At 70.8% G+C, this 23,929-nt stretch carries 23 protein-coding genes and 1 pseudogene; 11 read left to right on the top strand and 13 right to left on the bottom strand.

Annotated features, from left to right (window positions below; all coding sequences use genetic code 11):
* Positions 1-109: 109 nt before the first annotated feature.
* Positions 110-1,546 carry a HupE/UreJ family protein gene (locus tag QOZ89_RS10980; protein ID WP_312623678.1) on the bottom strand — a complete coding sequence of 479 codons (1,437 nt, stop codon included), beginning with the start codon at positions 1,544-1,546 and terminating at the stop codon, positions 110-112.
* A 24-nt stretch (positions 1,547-1,570) separates the two neighbouring features.
* Complete coding sequence (locus tag QOZ89_RS10975; protein WP_241841689.1) at positions 1,571-2,752, bottom strand: DUF3500 domain-containing protein; 1,182 nt, start codon at positions 2,750-2,752, stop codon at positions 1,571-1,573.
* Positions 2,753-3,270: 518 nt separating this feature from the next.
* On the opposite strand from QOZ89_RS10975, the gene QOZ89_RS10970 reads away from it, so the two are divergent.
* Entirely contained in the window at positions 3,271-3,402 is a 132-nt protein-coding gene (locus QOZ89_RS10970; RefSeq protein WP_274536521.1) for a hypothetical protein, read from the top strand.
* 247 nt (positions 3,403-3,649) lie between these two features.
* On the opposite strand, the gene QOZ89_RS10965 is transcribed toward QOZ89_RS10970, so the two are convergent.
* From QOZ89_RS10965 to QOZ89_RS10955, 3 genes are all read right to left on the bottom strand, one after another.
* Positions 3,650-4,744 (bottom strand): enoyl-CoA hydratase/isomerase family protein, encoded by a 1,095-nt coding sequence (locus QOZ89_RS10965; protein WP_071048637.1) that lies wholly within the window; start codon positions 4,742-4,744, stop codon positions 3,650-3,652.
* A gap of 428 nt (positions 4,745-5,172) precedes the next feature.
* Complete coding sequence (locus QOZ89_RS10960) at positions 5,173-5,535, bottom strand: VOC family protein (protein ID WP_241841690.1); 363 nt, start codon at positions 5,533-5,535, stop codon at positions 5,173-5,175.
* 188 nt (positions 5,536-5,723) lie between these two features.
* The gene (locus tag QOZ89_RS10955) at positions 5,724-6,272 is read right to left on the bottom strand and encodes a pyridoxamine 5'-phosphate oxidase family protein (protein WP_071048638.1); all 549 of its coding nucleotides are present in this window, start codon (positions 6,270-6,272) and stop codon (positions 5,724-5,726) included.
* 88 nt (positions 6,273-6,360) lie between these two features.
* Here QOZ89_RS10955 and QOZ89_RS10950 point away from each other — a divergent pair, with 88 nt between their 5' ends.
* Positions 6,361-6,834, top strand: a complete 474-nt coding sequence (locus tag QOZ89_RS10950) for a winged helix-turn-helix transcriptional regulator (protein ID WP_071048639.1) — start codon at positions 6,361-6,363, stop codon at positions 6,832-6,834.
* A gap of 168 nt (positions 6,835-7,002) precedes the next feature.
* On the opposite strand, the gene QOZ89_RS10945 is transcribed toward QOZ89_RS10950, so the two are convergent.
* The 3 genes from QOZ89_RS10945 to QOZ89_RS10935 all read right to left on the bottom strand — a co-directional run bounded on the left by QOZ89_RS10945 (position 7,003) and on the right by QOZ89_RS10935 (position 10,107).
* Positions 7,003-7,830 (bottom strand): TIGR02452 family protein, encoded by an 828-nt coding sequence (locus tag QOZ89_RS10945; RefSeq protein WP_071048640.1) that lies wholly within the window; start codon positions 7,828-7,830, stop codon positions 7,003-7,005.
* Positions 7,831-8,213: 383 nt separating this feature from the next.
* The gene (locus QOZ89_RS10940) at positions 8,214-9,164 is read right to left on the bottom strand and encodes an FkbM family methyltransferase (protein ID WP_312623671.1); all 951 of its coding nucleotides are present in this window, start codon (positions 9,162-9,164) and stop codon (positions 8,214-8,216) included.
* A 724-nt stretch (positions 9,165-9,888) separates the two neighbouring features.
* Positions 9,889-10,107, bottom strand: coding sequence for a hypothetical protein (locus QOZ89_RS10935; RefSeq protein WP_131804182.1), 219 nt, complete (start codon positions 10,105-10,107; stop codon positions 9,889-9,891).
* A 208-nt stretch (positions 10,108-10,315) separates the two neighbouring features.
* On the opposite strand from QOZ89_RS10935, the gene QOZ89_RS10930 reads away from it, so the two are divergent.
* Complete coding sequence (locus QOZ89_RS10930; protein ID WP_131804181.1) at positions 10,316-11,122, top strand: polysaccharide pyruvyl transferase family protein; 807 nt, start codon at positions 10,316-10,318, stop codon at positions 11,120-11,122.
* 271 nt (positions 11,123-11,393) lie between these two features.
* On the top strand, positions 11,394-11,885 hold the full coding sequence (locus QOZ89_RS10925; protein WP_071053142.1) for a hypothetical protein: 492 nt from the start codon (positions 11,394-11,396) through the stop codon (positions 11,883-11,885).
* 142 nt (positions 11,886-12,027) lie between these two features.
* Here the strand turns inward: QOZ89_RS10925 and QOZ89_RS10920 are convergent, their stop codons facing one another.
* A complete protein-coding gene (locus QOZ89_RS10920; protein ID WP_071053141.1) occupies positions 12,028-13,044 on the bottom strand; it encodes a 1-acyl-sn-glycerol-3-phosphate acyltransferase in 1,017 nt (338 codons plus the stop codon).
* Positions 13,045-13,288: 244 nt separating this feature from the next.
* Positions 13,289-14,120, bottom strand: a pseudogene (locus tag QOZ89_RS10915) (patatin-like phospholipase family protein); the annotation flags it as partial.
* 308 nt (positions 14,121-14,428) lie between these two features.
* On the opposite strand from QOZ89_RS10915, the gene QOZ89_RS10910 reads away from it, so the two are divergent.
* Both QOZ89_RS10910 and QOZ89_RS48245 read left to right on the top strand, forming a co-directional pair.
* Positions 14,429-15,034 (top strand): FMN-binding negative transcriptional regulator, encoded by a 606-nt coding sequence (locus QOZ89_RS10910; RefSeq protein ID WP_071053140.1) that lies wholly within the window; start codon positions 14,429-14,431, stop codon positions 15,032-15,034.
* Positions 15,035-15,075: 41 nt separating this feature from the next.
* Complete coding sequence (locus QOZ89_RS48245; protein WP_071053139.1) at positions 15,076-15,378, top strand: hypothetical protein; 303 nt, start codon at positions 15,076-15,078, stop codon at positions 15,376-15,378.
* Positions 15,379-15,397: 19 nt separating this feature from the next.
* Here the strand turns inward: QOZ89_RS48245 and QOZ89_RS10900 are convergent, their stop codons facing one another.
* Together QOZ89_RS10900 and QOZ89_RS10895 are read right to left on the bottom strand one after the other, a co-directional pair.
* Positions 15,398-15,766, bottom strand: a complete 369-nt coding sequence (locus QOZ89_RS10900) for an FKBP-type peptidyl-prolyl cis-trans isomerase (protein ID WP_071053138.1) — start codon at positions 15,764-15,766, stop codon at positions 15,398-15,400.
* Positions 15,767-15,881: 115 nt separating this feature from the next.
* Positions 15,882-16,541 (bottom strand): HAD family hydrolase, encoded by a 660-nt coding sequence (locus tag QOZ89_RS10895; RefSeq protein ID WP_071053137.1) that lies wholly within the window; start codon positions 16,539-16,541, stop codon positions 15,882-15,884.
* A gap of 464 nt (positions 16,542-17,005) precedes the next feature.
* Between QOZ89_RS10895 and QOZ89_RS10890 the strand changes: the two genes are divergently transcribed.
* Positions 17,006-17,647 (top strand): MerR family transcriptional regulator, encoded by a 642-nt coding sequence (locus QOZ89_RS10890; protein ID WP_071053136.1) that lies wholly within the window; start codon positions 17,006-17,008, stop codon positions 17,645-17,647.
* A 279-nt stretch (positions 17,648-17,926) separates the two neighbouring features.
* Here QOZ89_RS10890 and QOZ89_RS10885 read toward each other — a convergent pair whose 3' ends face one another.
* Positions 17,927-18,772, bottom strand: a complete 846-nt coding sequence (locus QOZ89_RS10885; RefSeq protein ID WP_071053135.1) for a hypothetical protein — start codon at positions 18,770-18,772, stop codon at positions 17,927-17,929.
* A 356-nt stretch (positions 18,773-19,128) separates the two neighbouring features.
* On the opposite strand from QOZ89_RS10885, the gene QOZ89_RS10880 reads away from it, so the two are divergent.
* The 4 genes from QOZ89_RS10880 to QOZ89_RS10865 all read left to right on the top strand — a co-directional run bounded on the left by QOZ89_RS10880 (position 19,129) and on the right by QOZ89_RS10865 (position 23,920).
* Positions 19,129-20,049 carry an enoyl-CoA hydratase family protein gene (locus QOZ89_RS10880; protein WP_241842306.1) on the top strand — a complete coding sequence of 307 codons (921 nt, stop codon included), beginning with the start codon at positions 19,129-19,131 and terminating at the stop codon, positions 20,047-20,049.
* Between the two features lie 148 nt (positions 20,050-20,197).
* Positions 20,198-21,361: an acyl-CoA dehydrogenase family protein gene (locus tag QOZ89_RS10875; protein ID WP_071053134.1), complete on the top strand. Its 1,164-nt coding sequence runs from the start codon at positions 20,198-20,200 to the stop codon at positions 21,359-21,361.
* 108 nt (positions 21,362-21,469) lie between these two features.
* On the top strand, positions 21,470-22,633 hold the full coding sequence (locus tag QOZ89_RS10870; protein WP_071053133.1) for an acyl-CoA dehydrogenase family protein: 1,164 nt from the start codon (positions 21,470-21,472) through the stop codon (positions 22,631-22,633).
* 171 nt (positions 22,634-22,804) lie between these two features.
* Entirely contained in the window at positions 22,805-23,920 is a 1,116-nt protein-coding gene (locus QOZ89_RS10865; protein WP_241842305.1) for an enoyl-CoA hydratase, read from the top strand.
* Positions 23,921-23,929: the final 9 nt, after the last annotated feature.

Raw genomic sequence — 23,929 nt, 5'->3', positions numbered from 1 at the left:
TCAGCTTCCCGGCGGATCGACGCCATCGACTCTCCCGGCAACGCGCCCTGCACGCGTCGTCCCAACGCGGCGACCTCGGCGTACCGCGATCGCGGTATGCCTGCCGGGGTTACAGCCGATACGGCCACGTTGCGTGGTGGTCTGCGCAGCTGTCCTCGATCAGCTCCGATCCAGCGATCAAGGCCACGGCCGCGACGAGACCCGAGGCCTGAGGGTCGCCACCGCCGCCCACGTCGACTTCCCGCGCGCCCTCCAGGCGATCCGGGTCCCGGCCAGGTATCCCGGCCCGTCGAGCCAGGGCACAGAGGACCGCGATGACGGCGAGGCCGGTAACTAGCGTGGCGGGATGTTCGACGAGGAGCTCGCCGACCGGTTCGAGCGGGTTGCCGGACATCAGGCCGGTCCGTTCCGCGAACCAGGCTGTCGCGAGCACTGCCCCGAGCGACGCGACCGCGATCCGGAGTGCCGGGTAGACGACAGAGCGGCTGATCACGATGAGTGACGGCATCACCAGTGCTACGACGACCAGCTGGGTGATCTCGATGCCGAGGTTGAACCCGAGCAGTGTCGTGAGCAGACTCCCCCGGCTGAGGTCGAGCTCGCCCAGGAGCGCGGCGAAGGCCAACCCGTGCAGCAGGCCGAACGTGCCGGCGATCAGTACCTCGCCGCGGCGTACCAGGGGCCGGATGGCGTGGACGGCCGAGACCAGGACGGACAGGGCGATACCGCTCTCGACGAGCCGGGTGGGCAGGTGTACCCAGCCCATCGCGCCGAGCGCCAAGGTGATGGAGTGACCGACGGCGAACGCCGTGACGACGTGCAGCACACGCCAGCCCGCGCGCCGGAGATCCTGGCGGCGCGCCCACCGACGCCCGGTGGCGGCCAGAGGGGCGGGCAGCAGCAGCATGACCAGGAACAGCAGGTGGTCGCTGCCCCCGCTGATGTGGTCGACACCGAGGTGGATCGCGGACACGAATCCCTGGCTTTTGGATGCCGGGCCTGTGGTCGTCGATGATGACAGGGCCGCCACAGGCACCGACTGGGTCTGCCACGACAACATCGCCAACGTGGTGTACGAGCCCGTGCTCCCGTAACGGGCCGAGACGAACACCCGGTGCGAGACGAGCTTGTCCATGACGGCGTCGTAGTGGAGATCGAAGTCCCCTACCCTGCCCGAGCTCGGTGTCAGAGTGGCGTCGAGGACGAGGTTGTCAGCACCGTCGATCGACTCGACCCGGCCGCCGACGACGCGGGTCGTCCACCTCTGACCGGTCGTGTCCGTCGCCGACATGTCGTCCCGCACGTAGGCGCGCAGCTCGGTCACCGTCGCGTCGTCAAGCACGTCGGTCGCGGTGAGCTCCTCGTCCATCGCGATGCTGAGCTGGTCCAGGGGCAGGTCGACGGTCGCGGTGACGCTGCGCTCGCCGATGTCCAGTCGCACCGCGGAGGTGCTGAGCGGGTGCGCCGAGGCCCGCGGCGCGAGCGCAAGGACGACGATCCCGGTGCCGGCGAGGAGCCCCAGGGCTCGTCGGATGCCGGTCAGCATGGTGCTCCGTTCCTTGGCGGCCGGTCACGCGCTGGGGTTGGAGCTGCCGTAGTCGTCGTTCTTGTCGCGGTAGACACCGTGGTAGTGGACGTTCGGGGTGCTCTGGCTGCGGGTGTTGACGAGCTCGATCCACACGCGGGGTCCGTCGATGCGCAGGTAGGTGCTCTCGCCGTCGACGGTGTCGCTGTTGGCGAACGCGATGTAGGTCTGGTCGAGCTGGGACTTGTAGGTCTCCATCAGCGAGGCGGCGACGCCAGGGGCGGCATCGTCGACCCAGGCGCCGATCGCGTCGAGGACGAGCTGCTGCTGGTCCGTGGACAGGCCGCTGACGGCCACGCCCTGGGTCTCGGGGAACTTCCCGCTGTCCACGCCCGGGCCCATCAGGATGTCGTCGATGGTGCCGGACAGCTCGGCCTGGGATTCCTGGTCGTCGCTGAGGGAGTCGAAGACGTCGAACAGGGTTCCGGCCTTCTCCTTCATGGGCTCCACGTCGGTGCTGCCGATCGTGAAGGACTTCGGCTCGGTACCGGTGAAGTCGGGTGTGATGCTGGCCGTGGTGCCCTTGTAGGTGTAGTTGCGGGCCAGGTGGTGGCCGCCGAACTGGACCATGAACGAGTCACTGGCCGAGGGCGTGCCGTAGATCGCGATGTAGTAGTCGGTGTCGGAGCCGAAGCTGTCGGTGCCGGAGGCGCTGTTCTCCTTGAGCCAGTCGTCGGCCTCCTGGATCGTCTGCACCTGGGCGTAGCCCTCCGCGCTCAGCATGGTCTTCACGAGGGCCATCGCGGCGGCCTTGGCACCGTCGTCGAGGTCGGAGAGCGCGACGCCCTTGCGAGGCACCTGCTGGGCCGGGAAGTTGGACCAGGTCTGGCGGGACTCGTTGTCGGTGAAGTCGTAGCTGACCTTCGCGGCGGTGTCCGAGTCCAAGGTGGCGAGGAACGCGGTGGCGGCGGTCACGACGTCGGTGGTGTTCGCGCCAGACGCATTCTCGCCGTCGGTGTCGAGGTCGACGGCGGTGAAGGTCTGCAGACCACCGCCAGGCGCGCCGCCGCCCGGTCCACCGCCGGGGAATCCGCTCGGCGAGCCCGAAGGGTCAGCGGTCGAGGACGAGGAGGCGTTGGTGCCGGAGTCGCTGCCACAGGCAGCGACCGTGGAGAACAGCGCTGCGGCCGCGATCGGCGCGACGATGCTGCGGCGAAGCCTTGTCATGGATCTACCCGTTCCGTGTCGAGGCAGGTCCGATGCCCACCAGGCTGGTTACCAGCACCCGGATACTGCGGGTCTTACCTATGAGCCCCCTGTGCGTCGCCTGTGGGTTTGATGCGTGATGTGGCGGGCTCGCCGAGCCGGGCGGTCAGAAACGAACTGTCGCGTGAATTGGGCGGAAGGCGGCGTCGCCGGATTCCGCTCGAACCGCCGCTGGACAGCATTGGACACCCATATAGCTACAAATTTCGATCCAGCACTACGGTAGAAATGATCTTCTTGTAATCCTGTTCGTGACTGATGGTGCGCCTTGCCATGGTTCGTGGTTTTCGGTCGGGTGGACGGGGCGTGGAGCACGCATCGCGGGTGGGGTCGAGGAAGCTTGACCTGGCTGTTTGGGACGAGGGGGCTCGAGGAGTTGTTCTCGCTGCCGGTCGCAGGGGCGGGCCTACCTGCTGGGACTGCTCTCGAGTGTCGAGCGGAAGTACGGCCCGTTCCTTGCGCCAGGGAGCAAGGCGAGAATGCGAATGCGAATGCGCAACTGGACGTTCGCGTCGAGGTTCCTGCTGCGGGCGATGCTCAAGGCAACGGACAAGTTCGCCACCGACATCGACCTCAAGGACTACCCATCGCTCAATGGCCCGCCCACGTGACGCCCCGCGCGGCACCTTGTCTGGTCGAACACCTGCCAAGGCGTGACATCAGCCCTGTCTTTCCTACCCTCACGCCCTCGCGCCGCGCCGGGCTCGCGCTGCAGCTGAGCTGCAGCGCGCCATCGTCAGACGACTTCCCTTCGCACGTCCCTCCGCATCCGTCCGCCGTGGAAGACAGCTCCTTCAGGCGTCCGGCGGCAAGAAAGCGGGATACCCACCCGGTCCCCACCCGCGGATAGTGGCGCGGTCATCGGGCGACCGTCCGGCCTGCCCGGACGAGACGTCGGTCGAGGTCGAGGTCACCGCCCGAGGGGGCGGCGAAGAACTCCGCGACGAGGGCGTCGTCGACGTCGGCCAGTGCGCTCGGCGACCACCGCGGGAAGCGGTCCTTGTCGATGATCTGCGCCCGGATCCCCTCGGCCAGGTCGTGATGGCGCAGGCAGGCGACCGAGACCCGGAACTCCTGGACGAGCGCTGTGTCCAGGTCTGCGAGCCCCACCGCCCGGCGCAGTGCGGCGAGGGTGACCGTCAGCGCCGTCGGCGACTTCGCCGCGATCTCGTCCGCCGCCACGGCGGCCGACGGGTCGCCGTGCGCGCGCAGCCGCTGGAGGATCTCCTCAACGGTGCCCGCCGCGTAGCAGGAGTCGATCCAGCCGCGCGCGGCGGCGAGGCGTCCCTCGCCCGCGGGGACGGCCAGCAAGGCGACGGCGTCCGCCGGGGCTGTCCCGGCGACCAGGCGGTCGACCAGCTCCGGCAGCTGCTCGGTGGGGACCAGTTGGTCGGCGAGGCCGGCGGTGATCGCGTCCGCGGCGGAAAGGGTGCCGGCGGTGAGTGCGGCGTGGGTTCCCGTCTGGCCAGGCATCCGGGAAAGCAGCCAGGTGCCGCCCACGTCGGGTACGAAGCCGATGCCGGTCTCCGGCATGGCGATCCTGGAGCGCTCGGTGACGACGCGGACCGAGCCGTGGGCGGAGATCCCGACGCCGCCGCCCATTACCAGGCCGTCCATCAGCGCGACGTAGGGCTTCGGATAGCGGGCGATGAACGAGTTCAGCCGGTACTCGTCGGCCCAGAAGTCGACGGATCCGGTCCCGCCGGACCGGGCATCGTGGTAGAACGCCCGAACATCGCCACCGGCGCACAGCCCGCGCTCGCCGGCGCCGTCGACGACGACGCAGGTGATCGAGTCGTCGGCGGCCCAGTCGTCAAGCGCCTCCGTCATCGCCAGCACCATGGTGTGGGTCAGCGCGTTAATCGCCTTCGGCCGGTTGAGGGTAAGCCAGCCGACAGGGCCCTCGACCCGGCGGATCACCTCGTCGGCACCCCCGGACGCGGCGGCGGTCATCGAGCCTCCGCCGGCAGGGCACAGGACACGACCACCGGCCTGATCTCGTCGGTGCCTCTGGGGAACTGGTGCACCCGCAGGTCTCGCACGATCGACTCCAAACCGAACTCCGGGAGGTACCCATAGCGCGCGACGCTCAAGTGACAGGATCTCCACCGGGCACCCTCGTCTCAGCGTCGGAGTGACCAACCTCGCTCGCTCGCTGACTGGGCGTTCCGGTCAGATCAGCGCCCTCGGCTGCGATCCTTGGCGCCTGTCCACGTTGTCACGGCATGGGCAGTGGTCGGCGACCGCGATCGCGCCGGGATCATCAGCAGACCCAGGGTCAGCGGAAGGTCGTCCGGGCCGGCGCGGGCACGGCGATCCGCGGCCTGAACGAGGTGAAGCGAAGGTTCAAGGGGCGCAAGAACGCTGGTCAGACCGTCGGTCTACTCCGTTCCAGCGACGCCGATCAGATGGCCCTCGGGATCGGTGAACTGTCCGACCACCAGCCTCCCCGGCGTCCCCTCGGGACCCATCCGACGCGTCCCACCAAGGCTCTCAGCCTTCTGTAGGGCGGCCTCGACATTGGCAACCCCCACATAGAACAGGACGCGTCCCTCGTAGTTCTCACCGCCGCCGACGCCACCGTTGATCCCGCCGCTACCGCCCCCGTCCACGAACCCGTAGTTCCCCGGCTGGGAGACCGCATCGGTGGCCGCGTCGTCGATGGTGAACTCCCATCCGAACAACTCGCCGTAGTAGCGGCGGAGCTTCGCCGGATCCCGCCCGATGATCTCGAAGTGCACCACAGGTTGTCCCACCACAAGGCCCTCCCGGTCGATCGGCACTACTGGATGGACCGCGACGGACGATGAAACTCATCGGGTGCCCTCGCCCGTGAGGCACTGGCGATCTGGAACGTGCTCCTGACTACGGCGACACGGTGGTGATCTACCAGTCGCGTGCTGGCGGGCGAACGTTGGCGGGGCGGCGCTGGCTACGCCTCCGGATCGACGCCGCCCTGCGCGCTGGGCTTGCGGCCGGCGAAGTCAAGAAGGCCGACCCAGGTGGGCCGCAGCGCGATGCGGGCCTGGACCGTGCCCGGCGCCTCCACCTGAGCGAGCATGCCGGCGGCGGCCTCCGGTCCGAGGTAGCGGCGAGCGGCCGCGGCGTATTCCGGCGCCAGGCCGGACACCTCGATGATCTCCACCGGCCCGCGCAGGCTGAGCGACTCGGGCGGGAAGCCATCGGTGTCGATGGTTACGGCGGCCTCGGGCCGGCGCCGCAGCGCCGCCAGCCGGTTGGCGGGATGCCGAATGCCGATACGGGGTCCGGCGACGTAGGTGGCCATCACCAGTTCGTGACCGGTCCAGTGGAACCAGGTCGGCACCACCCGGGGCGTCCCGTCCACGGCGACGTAGGCGAATCGCGCCGGGATCGTCGAGGCCAGCAGGCGTCGGGCGGTCGCGGTGTCGAGCAGGGCCGGGTCGCCCTGCCGGAGCAGAGTCGCCGGTACTGGGGCGGTGTCTGTGGTGGCCGGGCTCATCGGCGGCGTCCCTTCGGTCGGTTCCCTTAGGGGACGGACGATACCAACTTAAGTTCCCTTAGGGAACCTGCCCGGGTACCCTGGCGACGTGCAACGCACCCAGTTCGGTGACATGGTCTGCTCGATCGCGCGGACGCTAGATCTGATCGGCGAGCCCTGGTCGCCGCTGATCCTGCGCGACGTGATGGTCGGGATCCGCCGCTTCGACCAGATCCAGGCCGACCTCGGCATCTCCCGCAAAGTCCTCACCGAGCGCCTGAAATGGCTCGTCGAACGGGGCGTGCTCGCCCGCCGCGAATACTCGGCCCGCCCCCCGCGCTACGAGTACGTCCTCACCGATCAGGGCGTCGACCTGTGCGACGTCCTCATCGCCATGGCCCGATTCGGCGACCGCTGGCTGGCCGGGCCAGCCGGCCCACCCGTCCTCTACCGCCACCGGCCCTGCGGCCACATCGCCCCCGCCGACCTACGCTGCGGGCACTGCGACCAACCCATGCACGCCGACACCATCGACGTCCTACCCGGACCCGGCATGGCCACCGGAGCCGACGTACCCGCCTGACGCGGATCCGATCCGCCAGCACAACTCGGGCTGGATGGCCGTCCAAGGACTTGAAGCTCGTGCTTTCGCCTATCGACGGGTGCTCTGACCCGCTGAGCCTGCGCCGTGGCCGGAAGGTCTGCTCCGAGTTGTGGGCAGCGCGCGAGGCCGATTCTCGGCTGGACGGGACTACGCGAACGTCTCGGCGAAGGCGCGGCGGGTGGGTGAGGACGGGTCGCGGTCGAGGACGGCGAAGACCACGTGGGCGAAACGGTCGGCGAACTCGCTGCCGGGGGCCAGGTGTTCGCGGAAGGCCGCCGCGACCACGGCCGGGTCGTTGCGGAACACGCCGCAGCCCCAGGCACCGAGAACAAGGCGGCGGTAGCCGTGACGCACGGCGACGGCCAGCACCTGCCGGCTGCGCGCCCGCAGCGCCAGCGGAATCAGGTGCGCCTCGTCCGGCTCATTGGCGACGATCACTCCCGCGTTCGGGGCGGCGGCCGTCAGGAAACCGACCAGGACCGGCTCGGCCAGCAGCTGGAGGCTGTCGTCGCGGAACACCGGCACGGCCGGCGCGTGAATCACGCGGTCGCTGTAAAGGGCGGTCCGTCGAGCACGGTGCGCCTCGTAGAACTCCGGGACGGCTGTCAGGCAGGCGTGCAGCGCGGAGCACCGGCACAGGTCCTCCTCCTGTGCCTTCGCGCCGCCCAGGAAACCACCGCCAGGCCGGCGGGCCGACGCGAAGTTCAGGACCGCGACCGGCTCCGGCACCTGCCCCCACAGCCGCCGCGCCGCGGCCAGGCTGCTCTCGCCGGTCACCTCGATCGCGACCGGGCCGGCCGGCGCCGCCGCGGGCACGTCGACCCCGAGTGGCTCCGACCCGTACATCGTGGTTTCCGCGACGGCCCGGCGCACCAGCTCGCCGACCTCCACACGCCGGCCGTCCGGCGCCAGATACCAGCCGGCCCTGACGATGCCAACGGTCTCGGTGGCGGCCGCGCGCAGCCGAGAACTCATCAGCGGCTGATCCCTTCATCCCAGGCGGCAGGAGCACCATTCATACAGAGCCGGGCGGTCGCGCGCACCCAATTTTTCGCCCCGTTCGAGCCATCGGCGCATCCTACCTAACCATCGTCACGGCGGAACTCCGCGCGGCGGCCATCTGCACCGAGGCCAGTGTGCTGACTGGCGGATGGCATCTCGAACGGATCCTCGCCGGCTGTGAGGTGCCCCGCCGAGATGCTGGACTATTTGGCGCCCGCCGAACCGCGGCTCGGGCGCGGTTGCCGGCGGTTGTCCAGTCGACGGCCGACCTGGTGCGCGACGCACTGGAGCGGACCCAGCGATGAAGGCGGTCGACACCAGCGAATGTCGTGGAGGCTGGTCATCGTATGTGGGGTTTAAGGGATCACGGTCGTGAGTAGCTTGGGACGCCGGGTGGCGAAATAGTTGGCGACGTAGGGATGGAGGGGGCCATTGGTGAGTCGCCGGCTTTCGCTGCCGGGGTCGACGGGCCCGACGAGTTCTCCGGTCTTCTCGTCGTGCTGGTAGATGTGGTAAGCGTGCCCGGCGAGTTCGGTGAACACGTCGAGGGGGGTGTCGCCGTTGCCGGCAAGGGGGTCCTCGGAGATTTCGAAGGCGAGGATTCCGATGCGGCTGTCGGCGAGGAGCTGGCGCGCGCCGGCGAAGACGGCGCGCTCGAATCCTTCAACGTCGACCTTGCAGAACGCGATGGTGTCGACCCGCTTATGCTGGCAGTAGCTGTCGAGGGTGACGGCTGGAACGTCGACAGCCTGGCCGGGTTTGCGTTCGGTGCCGTCGAAGTCGTACATGGAGTGAGTGCCGAGGGATGCCCAGCCGGAGTCCTTCGGGTTCGTATGGGTGTACATGGTGGCGACGCCGTCGGTGTCGGAGACGGCGACGTTGGCAACGGTGATGCGGGTGTGGCAGTGGTTGAGGGCGATGGTTTCGTGGAGCCGGCCGGCGGTGCTGGGGACGGCTTCGAATGCGTGGACGAGGCCGGTGGGCCCGACGAGGTGGGCGGCGTGGATGGAGTAGACACCGATGTTGGCACCGACGTCGAGGACGGTGTCGCCGGGTTTGGTGGTTTGTGCCATGAGGCCGAAGGCGGCGCGGTCGCTGGGGCGGTGGAGCTGGTGGCGGGCGGTGCGTCGCATGTAGGGAGGGATGAGGATTTTGATACCGAATTCGTCTTCGATGACGATGGGTGCGCTGATTGCGGCGATGGCGGCAAGGCGTGCCTGGTAGGCGACGTCTTTGGCGGTGACGATGCGGCCGCGGAGCTTGGGGTGTTGGCGGATGACGGCGCGGGCGCGGTCGGTCAGCAACATGGGGGTTCCTTGGGGGGATAGTTTCGGTGGCGCGGGCAGGCTTCGATTCTGAGAGTGTCGGCCGTGACGAGATCTCCGAGTTTGGCACTTGGCTTTCCGCTTAGCCGGCGAGGGCGGTGGCGGCGTCTGAGAATGCCTGGCGTGTGGAGGTCTCGCTGTAGCCGGTTACGGCGAGTCTGGCGTGTATGCCGACGTTGAAGCTGCGTTTTCCGTAGCGTTCGATTGGTGGCGGCATCAAGGATGTGTGGCGGTTTGGCGGTGTCCAGGTTGGGCATCGCCTCACCGCTCCTTTCGTGGTGGCTTGGGTGCCCACCGGCCGGCTGGCCTGGGGCGGCCTCCCCAGGGTCGCGTTCGCGCCGTGGCTCCGGAATTGCCCCGGTGGAGCGTGGCCTTGTGCGCGGGCGGCCTGGTGGCCACGAACCGATAGACGTATCAGAGGGTAGCGTAACGGGCACGTCGAGTGATCGAGGCTGGTGCTGGTTGGGACGTGTCGACCGGCGGACCGGGTTGCCGGTTTGAGCAGGTCCGCCAGCCTTGAGCACCCGACACCTGTCCGAGCCGTCACCGTCGGCTCAGGCAGGAGGCGAGGATGGCTCGGGCGGCCTGCTCGTCGGATGGCAGCGGCGTGTCGGTGGCGACGGTGGTGAGGTGGCGGGGTCCGTTCGCGAAGGATCGACTGGAAGGGCTGGTGGACGAGCCCGACGGCGCCGCGACGGCGGCAGGCCTAGTTGGCGGCGCGGCGGAGGTAGGCGAGGACGGCGGAGACGCGCCGGTCGGAGTCGGGGTGGAACGACGGCTTGATCCACGTCATGCGGCACGATGACCGGGACCTGCGGGTGCTGCTGGCGTCGGTGAGCGCCGCACGGTCGGCACGGAAGATCACGTGATAGGCGAGGACGGTGCGTATACCTCGGGTGAGACTGGCCCGAGGGCACCGGCGCATTTATGCTCGTCAAGCCGCTCAAGCTTCTGGACCGATTGTCTGGCTGGTGGGGACGGAGCTTTCCCACGCGGCCACTTACCACTCTGTGTGACGGTCGCCGGCTGTAGTCGACACGCCCGGACGTGCGCCTCCTACGACACAAAGCACTCGGAGCCCGCTGTCACCGCCTGTGCTGGACTCTCAACGGCGACCGGGACACAATGACGGCGTGGCGACGAATCCTATTCGTATGTACTGGTGGAGTCCCGGCTACCCCCACAAGAAGAACTTCGGTGACGAGATCAGCCCATTACTGATCACGGAGATCTTCGACCGGCCGTGCCAGCCCTCGGCCCCGGACAGGTGCGAGATTGTGGCTGCCGGGTCGATCGTCGAACTGGTGCTGGGCATGAAGCGGGCCAACCGGCCCATCCTGTGGGGCACCGGTTTCATGCGCGAGGAGGACAACCACATCACCGGCAATGACTTCGAGGTCGTCGCCGTCCGCGGCTCGCGATCGCGGGAGCGTGTCAAGGACAACCGTGACGCGGTCACCCTCGGAGATCCTGGCTTGCTCGCCGATGCGCTGCTGACCTCCAGCCCCGTCAGGAAACACCGCCTCGGGGTGCTTCCGCACTTTCTCGACGCGGAGATCGCCGAACTCGACTGGCTCCGCGCGCAGGACGGGGTGCACATCATCGACGCAACCTGGGAACCGCGCAGGGTGGTCGCGGAGATCGCGGCCTGCGAAACGCTGATCTCCTCCAGCCTCCACGGCCTGATCGTCGCCGACTCGGTGGGCGTGCCCAACGGGCACATCAGGTTGAGCGACAACAAGTTCATCGGCGGCATGTACAAGTTCCGGGACTACTACTCGGTTTTCGCCGACCCGGCTCGGCATTTCACGCTGTCGGCCGGAGAGGTGCTCGGGCTGGGCGTGGCCGGTACGGCGGCGCACGTGCGGCAGCGCTACCGGGTACCGGCCGACCTCCCCGCCCTCAAGGAGAGTCTCATCAAGTCGTTCCCCCTGGCCTGACACGGTCGGTCCTGCCAGGTCGGGTACCGAGCTCACTCCTCACGCAACTGGCGCGCGGCGCCTAAGCCCGCGCGGGTGGTCGCGCAGGTTGGGTGTGCAGGGCCGCGTTCGCAAAGGCCGCCGCGCCTCGTCCGGGCCGCCGTGTAGCCTTCTGGCGTCCTCCATGCCGACAGCCTCATCTGACGCATCCGACTGGTTTCCAGGAGAGCTCCTCACCGTGATACCAAAAGAGTGGATCGTCAGGGCTGCTGTCTTTGCGTCGGGTGCGGCCGTGGCCGCGGGCTTTTTCCTCGTCTGGGACCGGGAGCGCGACGGCGAGCTTCAGGTCGACGAGATGCACGCCAGCTTCGCGTTCGACATCGACGACGAGAAGCAGGTGACCGTCTTCGCGGACAACGTCTTCATCGGCCGGGTCATCGGGCGAGTTGGCAGCAGGACGGAGGACGGGCTCGAGGTCCAGTTCAAGGTCAAGGTCCTGGAGAACATCAAGGGAGCCCTTCCCGCCGAGGTGACCGTCAACCAGCAGGGTGGCTACGACCCGGCGGAGAAGCGGCTGGTCGTGTTCGCGGGCGACCTGCCGCTGTCGTCGGGCCGTACCTACATCTTCTCGACCAGGTACAGCAAGGACCTCGGTTTCCACACTCTGGTCCCCCGGAGCGGAGACATCAACGTCACAGAGCTACCCGACTCCGCGCTCAAGAAGGAGATCAGCCGGCGGCGCGGTGTAGTCGAGTCCGTAGCCGGGCTGAAAGCGCCGAAGTAAGCGCCACACCGGCTTCTCCGCATAAGGGCGGCGGCTCCTCCTGGTCCGGCAGAAATCCGGCGAGAAGAAGACATGCACTTCTCAGCGGAACCGGATGGCCCGGAATGGGGCCGCGGCCCGCCGTCCCGTCCGGACGGGCGTGTCAGGCCTGAGCCGGTCGTGGGCTGATCGGGCTGTGTGCGTCGATCCAGGCGTCCACTACCGCCCAGTGCATGGTCAGCCAGTCCGCGCGCTCCCCGCCCGCCGCGGGCAGCTCGTCGGCCGGGAACCACCACCAGCGCACCTCCATCGGAACCGCCAGCGGCAGGGCCCGCCAGATCTGGCTCAGGGTGGTCAGCCGGTCCAGGCCCGTGTGGGCGACCACGACCGTCCCGGCGACGGTGCCCGCGTCGAGCGCGGCGAGCACCCCGGCGGGCCGCGGCGGGAGCACGTGGGTGAGGTCCTCGGCCACCCGCGCCCGGCTGTTCTGCCCCCGGCGGCGCAGGCCGACGATGACGCGGCGGCGGCGCCTGGCGGTGAAGTTCGCGCCCTCCGGGAAGATGACCAGGGCGTCCCGGCCGGTCAGCCGGGACGCGAGCGTGTTGACCCCTGCGACCGCCGTCGGGTCGGCGCCGTCGGCCCGCAGGAAACAGGCCCCGAGCCGGCCCAGCAGGATGTCGATCCCCGGGTCGAGCTGGAGGCTGGCCAGCAGGACGACCCGCGGGATGCGCCCATAGCGGTTGAGCACCAGGTGGACGAGCGCGAACGAGTCCCCGGCGCCGGCATGCCGGCTGGCCACCAGCACGGGGCGCCCGGCACACTCGAACGTCCCCGCGGGCGGCTCCCGCACGGTCAGCCGGAACCGCGTCAGCCGCCCGGCCGCCGCCACGAGTAGCCCCAGCATCCAGCGCAGCAGCGCCAGATGGGTCCGCTCCCACCGCGATCGCAGCAGCGGCCGGACCAGCCACAGCCCGAACCCGGCGACGATCACGACGGCCTCGGCGGCGAGGTAGGTCGCGCCGAGCGCGGTGACCCGGCTCAGCCGCAGCCGCCGATTGATCGGCGCACCGGCCAGCCCGAGCACCGTCACCACGGCGCAGAGAGCCGCCGCCGCGACCGCGACCGGGACGAACAGCGGGTCGATGAGAAGGCGACGGACGGCGCGGGGCGGCACCCTCACCTGGTGCCACCCGAACCGCCGGACCCGTTCGAACCGGCGGACCTGTTCGAACCGGCGGATCGGGCAGGCTCGGAAATGCCGGACGCCTCGGTAGTGCCCGCGGCCTCGGCGATGCCGGCGGCATTGTCGGCTCCGCCGGCACTGTTGGCTCCGCCGGCGCTGTTGGCTCCGCCGGCCTCGCTGGCCCCGGCAGGCGGGCCGGTCGGGCCGTATGGGTGGCCGGTCGGGACGCCGGTTCCGGCCCGTTCGAGGTACTCGGTGGTCGCGCGGCGGGCCTGCTCGATCCGGCGGCGCACGCCGGATGCGGACCGGTAGCGCAGTCCGAGCAGCGGCGCCCCGCTGTCGTCGCCTACCGGCAGGACGTGCACCGTCACCCCCTCGGGCAGGCTCGCCATCGCGTCGGCGAAGCCGCGGCGCCGGGCGATCTCGAAGGCGACCAGCCCCGCCTCCCACGGCCAGCGGCCGGGGCGCAGCGGCCGCTCGATCCGGCCGACGTGCAGCACGTAGACCGTCCGCGCGCCGAGGGCCACCGCCCTGCCGACCGGGGTGCTGTCGATGAGGCCGCCGTCCACGTAGTGCTCGTCGTCGATCTTCACCGGCGGGAGCAGCGCGGGCACGGCGCAGGACGCGAGCACCGCGTCGACCAGCGGCCCCTGGTCGAACCAGCGCGCCGCCGCGCGCTCGATGCTGGCGGCCACGCACTGGAACCGCACCGGCAGCTCCTCGAACGTCGCCGCCAGATGCGCGCGCAGCATCCGCCGCAGCGGGACGCTTGAGTGCAGGTAGCCGTGTTGGACGACCGTCGCCAGTTGTTTCGCCGGGCCGCCCGCGAACACGTCGGATCTGCCAAGGTCTGACCACAACTCGGTCAGCAGCCCGATGGCCTCGGCCGTCGGGTTGGCGGCGACCGCGGCGCCGTTGATGGCCCCGACCGACGTCCCGACGACCAGATCCGGCCGGCAACCGGCCTCCAGCAGGGCGTCGAGCATGCCGACCTCGGCGGCGCCGAGCACCCCGCCGCCGCCGAGCACGAACGCGGTCGGGCCCGCCGGGGAGGCGGACGAAATCATCGTCATCGGACGCTGCTACCCATACGCGCGCAGCGCGAATCCGACCCCGCCCGCAAGGCCCCACAGCACCGTTCCGCGCCACCCGCACTCCGCCGGGGCGCCGCGAGGGCGCCGGAGGGCCGGCCGCCTGCCGCCTGCCTGCCAGCCAGCTTGCCTGCACGGATCGCCGTGGACGCCCGATCGTCAGGCGAGGCCGACGCCGGCGAGACCGGCGGTGCCAGGAGAGTGATGAGGTCAGGGAGACCGGTGGAGTCCGGAAGGCTCGCGTTGTCAGGGAGACCGGGTCGGCTGGCGGCGCGCCGTAGGGTGGCGATGTGTACGTGCCCGTGGTCAATCATGTCGATGACGAAGCGTTGATCCGCGAATTCGTCGCGGAGCGCGGGTCGGGAACGCTCATCACCGTGGGGCCGGACGGGATCGCGGACGCGACGCTGCTGCCGGTCCTGTGGGAGGCCGACCGGGTCGTCGCGCACCTCGCCCGGGCGAACGACCACTGGCGGCGCATGGTGGACGGCGCCGCGGGGCTGCTCGTCGTCCAGGGTCCGGAGGCGTACGTGTCGCCGTCGTGGTACTCGGCGAAAGCCGAGCACGGCCGCGTCGTGCCAACGTGGAACTACTCCGCCGTCCACCTGCGCGGTCCGGTCACCGTGCACGACGACCCGGAATGGCTGCGCGAGGTCGTCACCGGGCTCACGGACCGGCATGAGGCCGGCCGGGAGCATCCCTGGGCGGTCACCGACGCGCCGGAGCGGTATGTCGAGGGAATGCTGCGCGCCATCGTCGGCGTCTCACTGCACGTCGAGTCCGTCGAGGCGAAGGCCAAGTGGAGCCAGAACCGGTCCGAGGCGGACCGCGCGGGTGTGCTCGCGGGGCTATCGGACCCGGCCGCGAGGGCGCGGATGGTGTCCGGATCCCTGTGACGCCCGGCGGGGCCCGGACCACGCAGAGAAGGATCGACCGTATGCGTTTCACCAGGCTTGGCTCGACCGGACTGGAAGTGTCCGTCATCGCGCTGGGATGCATGAGCTACGGCGAGCCCGGACGGGGCGCCCAGCCCTGGTCGCTGCCCGAGGAGGAGAGCCGCCGGTCGGCTGGTTCTCCGGTGCCCGGCTCCCCAGGCCTGTCAGCCCGCGGGGCCGCGGTGTCCGTCTCGTGCGCCATGGCGGACGACACGGACACCGCGGCCGAGCATGCGAGAGGGGACTCCCAGGTCCCATATCGCGCGAACGGACGCCCGCGGCGCGGCGACGGCTCGGACGGATAGCTGGTTCGGGCAGGTGAGGTCAGCTGACGCCGAGCAGGTCGACGACGAAGATCAGGGTTTCGTTGGGCTTGATGAGGCCGCCGGCGCCACGGGTGCCATAGCCGAGGTGCGGCGGAATGACGAGCTGACGCCGGCCACCGACCTTCATGCCCTGCACACCCTGGTCCCAGCCGGCGATGACCTGCCCGGCGCCGAGGCGGAACCGGAACGGCTCGCCGCGGTTGTACGAGGCGTCGAACTCCTCGCCCGAGCTGTGGGCGACGCCGACGTAGTGAACCGACACGTTCCGACCGGCGACCGCCGGCGCGCCGTCACCCTCGACGACATCCTTGACGACCAGGTCGGCCGGCGGGGTCGGATCCACGAAGTCGATTTCGGGCTTCTCCATTGCCCCACCCTACGGGCGCGGCACCGCGCCGACCGCGAGCGGCGGCCGGGGATTGGGGGTCGCGGCCAGCGGCGGGCGACCGGATCGGCGGTCGCGACCGCCGGTGGGACGGCGGTCAGAACAGGAGGTCGTGGAGGGTGCTGACTCTTGGGACGTCGGCTGTCGGGTGGGCGCCGTGGCGGTCGACAAGGACCGCGCTGATACCGGCCCCGACGGCGCCGAATATATCCTTTTCCAGCGAGTCGCCGACCATCAGGGTTTCATCGGCCGTCGCGCCGAGGATGTCGAGAGCGCTCCTGAAGGCGCGTGGGTCAGGTTTTCCCGCGGGCAACACGGACGACGTGATGAGGAGATCGATCTCATCGATCAGGCCGAGGCGGGTGAGCTTGAGCCGCTGCTGTTCCTCGATCCCGTTCGTGAAGATGGCCACGGTCAGGCCGGCCGCGCGGGCGCGACGCAGAGCGGGAACGGCGTCGTCGAAGGCCGCCCAGCCGGCTTCGTAGCGGACGAGGTATCCGGCGAAGATGGTGTCGGCCTCGTCGTCCGCCACCTCGAGCGACAGAAATTCTCGCACCCGGGCCCGTCGCTGTTCGGTAAAGGTGATCTCCCGGCGCTGGTAGCGGGCGTAATGGGTCTCGGAGATGCTCGCCCATCGCTCACCGACCAGCTCATCGGTGACACCATGGCCCGCGGCCCATTCGACGACAGCCGCGGTCGCCGCCGACCGCTGGTCGACGAGCGTGTCGTCAAGATCAAAAAATACCCCCCGAGGCACGACCAGGATTCTGTCACGGTCAGCCCTGGAATGACGGGTTTCCCACCGGACGCGATGACGCGGCGGCCGATTGCCGAGGTGATGTCGATGGAACGCGGCCTAGTTGCCTCCGTGGTCGTCTTCACCGCGCGATCGGGGGCCGCTTTCCAGCGGAGTGGGTCCGGTGTTGGAAAACATCGGGAGCTCCCCGTTCAGCGCGGAAAGGCGCATCCTGGCGCGGGCTAGAGCGCCTCGTCCGGCTTGTCCCGATCCCGGTGGGCTGGGTGGACAGTGCCGGCCCGGCTGCGCGGGCCCCCGCTGGGGGGGGGTATTCCGGCGCGCCGGAATACCGCCGTCCAGCGCCAGGGCCAGCACGGCTGGCGCTGACACCGCCGGCACCGCCGGCACCGCCGGCACCGGCGGCACCGGCGGCACCGGCGGCCGAACCGGCCTGGCCGGTCACCGCGCGGGCGTAAGTTCATCCCATGACGGGCGGGCCTGCGCTCCCACCCTCCGGCGAGCCGCTCACCGACGCCGCCACCTGGACGTCCGCGGAGAAGCCCGGCGCCGCTGGCCAGGGGCGGCAGTTGGCGGGGACGGGGCGGCCACGCCTCACGACCGAACGCCAGATCGCGTACTGGCGCAGGTCTGGGCTGCTGCGGCCCGGGACCACGGAGATGGCGCAGGCCCGCACGATCGCGGCGCTACGGCGGGCTGGTGTCAGCATTGCTCGGATCCGCGCCGCGTCCGACCGGCTACAGGCCAGCTGGGCCGCCTTCCACGATCACGACCCGCCCTTCGAGCCCTTCGCCAGCGGCTCGCCGTTGCCGGGCCCGCCGGAGTCCGCGGCGGCCGGCCTTCCCCGCTTCGCCGTGCTGGCCGGCGAGCTCTTCATCCGCCACCCTGACGGAACCTGGGAGGGCGACAGCCAGCCCGGCCAGCTCATCATCGACGGCGTCCTCCCGCTCCCCGGCTCCGCGCCAGCCGCGGCGACGCCGGCCGAGCCGCGATCGAGCGAGGCGGCCCACGGGCGGCACGCACCCGGCCCCGATCGTGAGGCGATCCTTCGCTTCGTCGCGCGCGAGAACGCCCACGCGACACCGCGGCGAGAAACGCCGTCCTCCTGACGACGCGCGCACCGCTCACCGCTCACCGCTCACCGCTCACGATCGCGATCGCGATCGCGATCGCGATCGCGAAGTGGCCATCGGGGCGCTGGACGCGCACGGAAGGCCCAGGATCGAGCTCGCCGGCTAGCGCCTCCGCCAACGCTCGCCGCCAGCACGCGACTGGCAGATCACCACCGTGTCGCCGCAGGCGTGGATCGGGCCAGATCGCGACCGCGACAACACGGCCTCGGCGATCATGGCTGGTCGTGAAAGGGGCAGACCTTCGCTGCCGCGCCGCTATCGCGACACGCGACGGCGGGTGAGCAGGGCGGACGCGGGAATGCCGACCAGCCCGGCGCCGGCCAGCAGCACCGCGAGGACGTCGAGGGCGACGATCGCGGCGCTGTCGGAGGAGGAGAGAAGGCTGCCGTGGCTGACAACCAGCTCGCCGTTCCCCCCGGTGGCGGCGCTCGTCCCCGTGCCGGGCGTCGACGCCGCGACGGCCTGGTTGGCGGCGGTCGGCGAGACGTCCACCGGCGAGGCGTGAGCGGACGCACCGTCCGCGGTGGACGTTGACGCGGCGGGATCGGCCTGGCCCTCGCCGTCGAGGTTCGCCTCCAGGGGAGCCGCCGGGCCGCCGTCGGGGCCGGCGGAGGCGGGGTCGGAATCCGCCGGAGTGCCCGGCGCCGGGCCGGCCGGCGCGGGGGCACGCCCAGAGCTACCCGTACCTGTGCCCGCGCCTGTGCCGCCGCCCGACGCGGTGCCCGAGCCCGACGCGGCATCCGAGCCTGACGCGGTCCCTGGCGCGGGCAGCAGGTCACCCACGATGCCCTCGGCCACGCGGCCGAGCGTGTCCAGGTCGAACGTCGGCGGCTGATCGGCCGAGCTGTCGATGTCGATCTGCATGTCCACGGGCCGGTCGAACAAGGAACTGTCCGCGCCGTCAGCCCGGGCAGGCAGCGCCGTGAGGACCGCGAGCGGCCCGGCCACCAGCGCGCTGACCATGAGCCCGCGGACGGCCCGGGTGGCGCCCTGACCGGTGCGGCCGGAGGCCCGCGGGTGGCCGCGCCGCCTCGGCACGCCGCCGGTCGATGAATTCTGACGGCCGATGCGGCCACTGTCGGCGCCGTGGTGCATGGCCATGGCCCGGATCCCTCCCGTTGGTGACGGACCAATTGTGCGGACGATTTAGTCCGATCACCACGCTTCGCGCCGTCAGTCCGGCGACAGAGCGTGTCGGCCGACGCGCAGTCCAATTCCGGACATCGGTTTTAAGTAATCACTCAGACACAATCCGCGCCTATCTCTCCCGCAGATGGCGTCCATCTCTCCCGCAGATCCGGTCGCGGCCCGTGGGGCGCGACCGGTGGTTTGCCAACCAAGCGCTTGTTAGAGTCCTGGCGGTGCGGAGCCCCCGGGGTTCCGGGCGTGTCGCGGACGGCAGTAGCCCGGTCGCGCCCATGATCGACGGGCACGGCGAGCGGGGTCCTGGAGGTGGAATGATCACGACGGTGGTGGACGGCGCGGGGATCGCCGAGATCGTCGTCGACTACCCGCCGGTGAACGCGCTGCCGGTGGCCGGGTGGTATGCGCTCGCGGACGCCCTCCGTGCCGCTGGCGCCAACCCGGCGGTGCGGGTGGTGGTGCTGCGGGCCGAGGGCCGAGGGTTCAACGCGGGCGTCGACATCAAGGAGATCCAGCGCGACCCGGGCCATGGCGCGCTCATAGGCGCGAACCGCGGCTGCTTCGCCGCGTTCGCCGCGGTCTACGAATGCGCGGTGCCGGTGGTCGCCGCCGTGCACGGTTTCTGCCTCGGCGGCGGGATCGGGCTGGTGGGCAACGCGGACGTAATCGTCGCGAGCGAGGACGCGACCTTCGGCCTACCCGAGGTCGATCGGGGCGCGCTCGGGGCCGCGACCCACCTTTCCCGGCTCGTCCCGCAGCTCAAGGCCCGGGCGATGATGTACACCTCTGCCACCGCGACGGCGGCCGAGTTGCACGCCTTCGGCTCCGTCCACACCGTCGTCCCCCGTGCGCGGCTGCGCGAGGCCGCGCACGGGCTCGCCGCCGAGATCGCCGCGAAGGACCCGCGGGTGATCCGGATGGCGAAGGAGGCGTTCAACGGCATCGACCCCTGGGACGTCAAGCGCAGCTACCGCTACGAGCAGGGCTTCACCTTCGAGCTCAACCTCGCCGGCATCGCCAACGAGGTCCGCGCCGACTTCGGCTCCCCTCTCGGCCCAGCGAACGGCACGTCCTCGACGGGCACGTCCCCGAAGGGGGCGGCCTCGGCGGGAGCGGCCTCGGCGGGCACAGCGACTGAGCCGGCCGAGGGTTCCACGGCGAAGGCCGACGGCTCCGCGGCGAAGGCTGGCGCCGACGCGGCCGGTGCCGGCAAGGACGACGAAGGCGGGGCCTGATGCTCCCGACCCGACCCGTCCAGAGTTTCATGATCTGGTGGAATTTTCGGAGCCAGGGGTCCGACGATCCCACCGGATCATGGCCGGGAGCCACGCACAGCGGAGCGGATCCGAGCCGGGCCGCCCTGATCCGCGGAGGTGACGCCCGATGGACCTGACCTGGTCGGATGAGGACGAGGCATTCCGGGCCGAGGCGCGGGCCTGGCTGAGCGCAAACGTGCCGGCGGCGCCGCTGCCGTCCGGTGACACCCGCGAGGGCTTCACCGCCCACCTGGAATGGGAGACGAAGCTCTTCGACGCCCGCTGGGCGGTCGTCTCCTGGCCGAAGCGCTACGGCGGCCGCGAGGCGAGCCTGTGGCAATGGCTGGTCTTCGAGGAGGAATACGCCCGCGCGGGCGCGCCGCAGCGGGTCACCCAGAACGGGATCTTCCTGCTCGCCCCGACCGTCTTCGAGTTCGGCACGCCCGAGCAGCAGGAGCGCATCCTGCCCAGGATGGCGGCCGGGCTGGACACCTGGGCACAGGGCTGGTCGGAGCCAGGCGCGGGCAGCGACCTCGCCGGGCTGCGCTCGGCCGGCGTCCGTGACGACGAGCGAGGCGGCTGGCGGCTGTCCGGTCAGAAGACGTGGACGACCCGCGGCGCGTTCTGTACCCACCTGTTCGGCCTGTTCCGCACCACCGCGACATCTGGGCCAGGCGCGGACCCGGCAGCGGGCCGGCACCGCGGGCTCACCTATTTCCTGGTGCCACTCGACGCGCCGGGAGTGACGGTCCGCGGCTTCGACCGGCTCGACGGCGACGAGGGCTTCGCCGAGGTGTTCCTCGACGACGTGTTCGTCCCGGACGAGAACGTGCTCGGTGGCGTCGGCAAGGGCTGGCAGGTCGCGATGGCGACCACCGGCTCCGAGCGCGGCCTGACCCTGCGCCCGCCCGGGCGGTTCCTGGCCACGGCGAACCGGCTGGTCGAGCTCGCCCGCTCCGTCCCCGGCGGCGCCTCCCCCGCGCTGCGCGACCGGGTCGTGCAGGCCCACATCGACGCGCGGGCATACCAGCTGTTCACGCTCCACCAGGTGAGCGGCATGCTGCGCGGCCGCCAGCCGGGGCCCGCCTCCAGCATGAACAAGCTCTTCTGGTCGGAGATGGACGTCCGCATCCATGAGACCGCCCTGGACCTGCTCGGCGAAGGCGGCGAGGTGGACGGTGCGTGGAGCAGGGGTTTCCTGTTCTCCCTGTCCGGCCCGATCTACGCCGGGACGAACGAGATCCAGCGCAACGTCGTCGCGGAACGACTCCTCGGCCTGCCCCGCGCCTGACACGACCAGACCGAGGAAGGCGCGACCAGACCGAAGAAGCACAGCCAGATTGAAGAAGCGCGGCCAGACCGATGAAAGAAGTGCGGCCAGGCGGAGAAGGGGGGCGGGATGGACTTCGAGCTCGACCAGGAGGCGGTCGCGCTGCTCGCGGCGGCGGGCGCGGTTCTCGACGCCGAGGCGACGCCCGACCTGATCCGCGCCGCCTGGCCCGACGGTGGCCAGCGCCTCCGCCCGGCAGGGCTGGAGCAGGTTCGCAAGGTGTGGGTGACGCTCGCCGACCAGGGTGTGGTCGGCGCGCTGGTTGGCGAGGACGACGGCGGGCTGGGGCTGGACCTCGGCCACACCGTCCCGCTGCTGGAGCGCATCGGCTACGTCGGCCTGCCGGTGCCCGCCGTCGAGACGATCGTCTACGCGGCGCCGCTGCTGGCCGCCGCCGGCCATCCCGCCTTACCCGACATGCTGGCCGGCCGGGCACTCGTCGCGGTCGGCACCACCACGGCGGCCGGCAAGACGCTGGTTCCGCACGGCCAGCAGGCCGACCTGGTCATCCTTCCCGAAGATCGCGCTAGCCCGCCCGAGGGCGGCTTACGGGTGTTCGCCGCCGGAGAGCTGGCCTGGGAACCGGTGACGACGGTCGACGGCGCCCGGGCGCTGGCCCGGCTCGCGGGTCCGCCGACCGACGACGCCGGCACCGTGCTGGTGCGCGGCCCCGAGGCCGCCCGGGCCGCCGCCGACGCGGCATGGTGGCGGGCGGCGCTCGGAACGTCGGCGGTACTGGTGGGGCTGGCGGCCCGGATGCTGTCGATCACGATCGCCTACGTGAAGCAGCGCCAGCAGTTCGGCGTCCCGGTCGGCAGCTTCCAGGCGATCAAGCACGCGCTCGCGTCGGCGCACATCGCGGTCGAGTTCGCCCGCCCGGCGGTGCTCGCCGCCGGCTGGGAACAGGCCCGCTTCCCCGCCGATGGACTCGCCGCCGGGCCGCCGCGGGCGACACAAGACGCACAGGAGGCACAGGACGCGACCAGCGTCGCGAAGGTGCTGGCCGCGGACGCCGCCCGGCTGGCGGCCCGGGCGTCGATCCAGTGCCACGGCGCGATCGCCTACACCACCGAGTACGACCTGCACCTGTTCGCCAAGCGCGCCTGGGCACTCATCCCCGCCTATGGCGACCCGACCTGGCACCGCGCCCACCTTGCCCGCGGCCTCGGCCTGCGGGACGCGACCGCGGGCGCCACAGCAGCCGCGGCGCCGCAACAGCGCGCGGCGATGTAGGACCTGTCCCATTTCCCCGATGGCGGGCGACGCGGTGAACCACACTCGTCACCTGAAGGCCAAAGGAGGCGCGATCATGTTCTTCCTTCGCGCCTCCGGCGGCCCCGTCCCCAGAAGCACTAGGTGGCGCGGCCCCGAGCATGACGGGCCGCGCGAGCGAAGGAGATCGCGATGACCGAGCGGACCTTCCGGCCGGCGGCGCCGGATCTTCCCCCTGTGGCCACGGTCAACGACACGACGGCGCTGGCGCGGGCCGCCGACGCGACCCGGGTCGCGGGCATTGGCCCGCAGACCCAGCCGGCCCGCGCCGAGCACGCCACGGCTCCGGCTCCGGCTCCGGCCCCCGGCCCCACCGCGTCCGAGTCCGAGTCCGGGCCCGGTGACGGGGCAGGGAGCGAGCCTGAACCGGAGCCCGCCGTCGTCACGGTCACCGAGATGCCGGTGGTGCTCTACGAGGTGGCCGGGGCGATCGCGCGCGTCACGATGAACCGGCCGGAGTTCCGCAACGCGCAGAACTCGAAGATGACCTACGCACTGGACGACGCCTTCTACCGGGCGGCGGGCGACCCGGCCGTCAAGGTGATCATCCTGGCGGGCGCGGGCAGGCATTTCAGCGCCGGTCATGACATCGGGACGCCGGGGCGCGACGTCGACCGGTCGTTCGACCGGCGCGCGGGCCTGTGGTGGGACCACGTCGGGGAGCTCGGCGCGGAGAGCCGGTTCGCCCGGGAGCAGGAGGTCTATCTGGGGATGTGCCGGCGGTGGCGGGAGCTGCCGAAGCCGACGATCGCCCAGGTCCACGGCGCCTGCATCGCCGGCGGACTGATGCTCGCCTGGGTCTGCGACCTGATCGTCGCCTCGGACGACGCGTTCTTCGCGGACCCGGTGGTGCGGATGGGCATTCCCGGCGTCGAGTACTTCGCTCACCCGTGGGTGATGGGGCCGCGGGCCGCCAAGGAGTTCCTGTTCCTCGGCGAGCGGGTCGACGCCCAGCGGGCGCTTCAGCTGGGCATGGTCAACCGGGTGGTGCCGCGCGCCGAGCTGGCCGCCGAGGTGACGTCGATCGCCGAGCGGATCGCCACCATGCCGCGCCTTGGCCTCGCCCTCACCAAGAAGGCGGTGAACCAGTCCGAGGACCTGATGGGCCTGCAGACCGGTATGGACTCCGTCTTCGGCCTGCACCACCTGGCCCACGCCCACAACGCGGAGGTCGGCAGCGACTCCCTCGCCGGCCAGGACGCCCGCTCCATGCGCGACGCCCGCCGCGCCAGCGAATCCAGCACCTGACTTTCCCCA

Origin of the sequence: Pseudofrankia coriaricola, from assembly GCF_032027725.1 — a bacterium.
Classification (GTDB): domain Bacteria; phylum Actinomycetota; class Actinomycetes; order Frankiales; family Frankiaceae; genus Pseudofrankia.
This window is presented reverse-complemented; position numbering and strand designations above follow the sequence as displayed.